The organism is Buchnera aphidicola (Muscaphis stroyani) (assembly GCF_005080865.1).
GTDB lineage: Bacteria > Pseudomonadota > Gammaproteobacteria > Enterobacterales > Enterobacteriaceae > Buchnera > Buchnera aphidicola_AG.
This window is the reverse complement of the sequence record NZ_CP034863.1, coordinates 1-3,670: the sequence shown is the minus strand read 5'-3', so window position 1 is coordinate 3,670 and position 3,670 is coordinate 1. Positions and strand designations below refer to the sequence as shown.

1 protein-coding gene and 2 pseudogenes are annotated in these 3,670 nt (G+C 26.2%); all 3 read right to left on the bottom strand.

Annotation, left to right across the window (positions count from 1 at the left end; translation table 11 throughout):
• Positions 1-964 precede the first annotated feature (964 nt).
• The gene (locus tag D9V75_RS03010) at positions 965-1,939 is read right to left on the bottom strand and encodes a plasmid replication protein (RefSeq protein ID WP_187306309.1); all 975 of its coding nucleotides are present in this window, start codon (positions 1,937-1,939) and stop codon (positions 965-967) included.
• A gap of 4 nt (positions 1,940-1,943) precedes the next feature.
• Positions 1,944-2,522 (bottom strand): annotated as a pseudogene (locus D9V75_RS03005) (glutamine amidotransferase-related protein); the annotation flags it as partial.
• Positions 2,523-2,542: 20 nt separating this feature from the next.
• Positions 2,543-3,667: pseudogene (locus tag D9V75_RS03000) on the bottom strand (anthranilate synthase component 1); the annotation flags it as partial.
• Positions 3,668-3,670 lie beyond the last annotated feature (3 nt).

Here is a 3,670-nt window from a genome sequence, read left to right as displayed (position 1 = left end):
TGGTTTTTTTGTTTTAAATATTTTAATCATAAAACGAAATGTGTCAAAAATTGATAAAGAAAATAGTTTTTTATCTTCATCAATGTTGTTTTTAAATTTTGGGAAAATCAAATAGGATTTTTTGTCTTTTATTAAAAATTGAACTTGATTTGGTATTATTAATTTTAAAATAGATAAAACTTTTTCGCCATTTATTGATAGGGGTATCATTTCAACTAAGTTATCGATAGCACTAATGCGTATTGCACTATCAATAATCATAATGCTTTCCAGATTATTTTTTTTTGTTACTTCAGCTGTTTCTAGAAGTAAAGTATCTGGTTTTAGTTTACAAAGATGATTGAATATCAGAGTGGGATCTTGATGATAATTAGCTTTTTTTTGAATAACTGTAATTTCATATGGATCTTTTTTCATGAATTAAATCTCTTTTTTTTTAAATATTTTTTAATTTTTATTTTTTTAATTATATCGAATTTAATCAGTTTTATCAACAATGTTACTTTTTAATTTTTTTTAATTTGAAAAAAGTGTATAATAATATATTAAGTATTTTATAAACTATGTAAAATAGATCTTTACTAATAACAACTTTAATAATAAAAAAAAATAACAATTAATAATTCATATATATATAAATATATTTCTTTTATCTTTTTAAAGATTACGACCCCCTTTTTTTGATTTAACTATTTGTTTTTAAAGGGTTTTTTCGTTTTTTACTGTGCAGTATTCCCATATACTCCGACACATTTTATAAACATGTATACAATACTTATCCCCAGAGTTATAAACATGTTAATAACAGTTTTTTTGAAGTGTTCAAAAACAAAATAAATTCATAAAAAACATAGTGTTATGTTTGTTTTATCAAAAAAAAAATGCTATTTTTTTACATTTTTAATATAAACTTATGCACAGAAAAGTGTGGATAACTTTTTTTTAAAAAAATTGTAAAAAAATGCTATTTTTTTGTTTTTTTGTTGGAAGATACAATTTGATTAATAAAATTTGCATGGGGTGTGATGATATATTTTATATCTATAATTTTTTTTCCATTTTTTTTTTCTTTTTTTTGATAGTAATTAATTATCTTTTTTTTTATTAATAAATCGAGAGCGTTTTTCATTGCACGTATGTTTTCAGAAATTCTTTTGCTTGATTCTCTAGAGCTATAATTTAAAAAACTAATCAATGATGGTGTATAAGGTAATTTTTCATGCGCTTGAGTCCAGTAATGACTCATTCTTTTGTACATATATCTTGCAAGAGGAGAGTGAATTTGCATGCATATAGTATAATTGTATTGCTTGAAGGAATTATCGATAATTGAGTTATGAACTAATGGATTAAATTGAACGTAGCATTTTGAATAGTGACTTGTGTATAAACAGCTTTTTTTTGTCAATTTTATTAAGGGGAAAAAACTACTGCTGATAAATGTTTTTTTGTCTTCTGTCATAAATTCAAGTACAGCCCCCCCGCATACCTCAATGCCTTCTTTTATTTCATTTAAATTATATCCATGCCCTGTTTTTGTAAGTTCTTTTTGAAGTTCGTATAAAGTAAATATTACACCAGCTTTTCCCTGAACAATTTTATCTTTTCCATATAGAGCTATTTTCCTTAATGCGTCTTCTATTATTTCTTCTCTTTGTCCTGGATAAATTAAAGTAGTTTTAAAATTTTTTTTTTCGATAATAGCTGGTTTAATTTTTATTAAAAAATTTTTACCTCTGATTTTTGTTTTTCTTATTATTATCGCATTAGACTCATTAGTATAAATTTTTTTTAAATTCCAGATGTACTTAGGTATAGAATCATAAATTTCTATAGTATTAGAATATTCATTTTTTTTTAAATTTGATGGGGGTAGATTAAACAACGACATGCTTGATGTGATTTTTTTGAATTTACTTTTTTTAGTTTTTACTATCATTGTATTTAGAAAATGCCCATATCAAAATATTCTTTAATAACTGACTGCCCCATGTAGTTAAAATTGATTCAGGATGAAATTGAAAACCACAAATATGATCCGTATTATTTCTTATAGACATCACGATTTTTTGAAGATAAGAATTAATTACAAACCCTTGAGGAATTTTGTTACATATTAAAGAATGATATCGAGCTACTAGTAGAGGTTGAGGCATGCCTTTAAACATCTCCAAACCATCGTGATTGATCAATGACGTTTTTCCATGGAATATTTCACCTGCTTGTCCAATCAACCCGCCATAGGCCTCTACGATCGCTTGATGGCCTAAACAAATGCCTATCATAGGAACTTTTCCTTTTAATTTTTTAATTAGCTCCAACATACATCCGGCATTTTTAGGAATACCTGGGCCAGGTGATAAAAATAGTATGGGGTTTTCTGTATTTTTTATAATGTCTAAAATAATTTTAATATCTACAGTATTACGATAAATTAAGACTTTGTTATTTTGAACTCTAAGTTGTTCTACAAGATTGTAAGTAAATGAATCAATGTTGTCTAAAAGTAAAATATTTGCCATTTTAAAATACTCTCCAATTTTTAATGATGTGAATACTGTATAGCATTAATAACTGCTTGTGCTTTATTTAAACTTTCTTTTACTTCGTCTTCAGGTACCGAATTAAAAACAATGCCAGCTCCTGCTTGTATAGTTGCGATTTTTTTTTCAATATAAGCTGATCGTATAGTTATGCACATATCTAGATTTCCTGAATTTGTAAAATAACCAATAGCTCCACCATAACTGCCTCTTTTTTCTTTTTCGTGTTCAGCAATTAATTGCATCGCTCTTATTTTAGGTGCACCTGTTAATGTTCCCATATTCATACAAGCTGCATATGCATGTAAAGCATCAAGCTCTGTTTTAAGTTTTCCAATAACTTTGGATACTAAGTGCATAACATGTGAATATTTATCTACTCTCACTAAATCAGAAACATATCTAGAACCTGGTTCACAAATACGAGCAAGATCATTACGAGCCAAATCTACAAGCATTAAATGTTCAGCTAATTCTTTATGATTTGTTCTCATTTCAAGCTCAATTCTGCTGTCTAAATCTAAATCTAAGGTTCCATCTTTTTTTCTTCCTCTCGGTCTAGTTCCTGCGATTGGATAAAGCTCTATTTTTCTTGTTTTATCATCATATTTTAATGAGCTTTCAGGAGATGCTCCAAATAATGTAAAATCTTTATCTTGCATAAAAAACATATAAGGACTTGGATTAGATTTTTTCAATTGTTGATAAGAAGCTAATGGATTTAAACATGGTAAATAAAATTTTCTAGAAGGTACAACTTGAAAGATTTCACCTCTTTGAATTGAGTATTTTAATTTTTTTATTATAGAGCAGTATTTTTGATCACTTAAATTTGAGGTTAGTTTTATATCCTTAATTTTTTTATTAGAAATTGGATTTAATTTTTCTTTAAGTTTTTTTTCAATTTCAAAAGATCTATTTTTTATTCTGTTTTTTTCATTAATATCGTCTATAAATAAACTACTTTGAATTAAAGATGTTTTCTTTTGGTGGTCTAAAACAAGTAATGTTTCTGCTAAATAAAAACAGAAATCTGGGCATTTCTGTTTTCTTTTTAACATTGGTAATGATTCAAAGTTAGAAATTATGTCATAAGAAAATAATCCACCAAAAAACATTGCTTTGGG

Excerpts from the sequence above, each read along its gene's own strand:
- D9V75_RS03010 (WP_187306309.1), bottom strand. The coding sequence starts at position 1,939 with ATGATAGTAAAAACTAAAAAAAGTAAATTCAAAAAAATCACATCAAGC.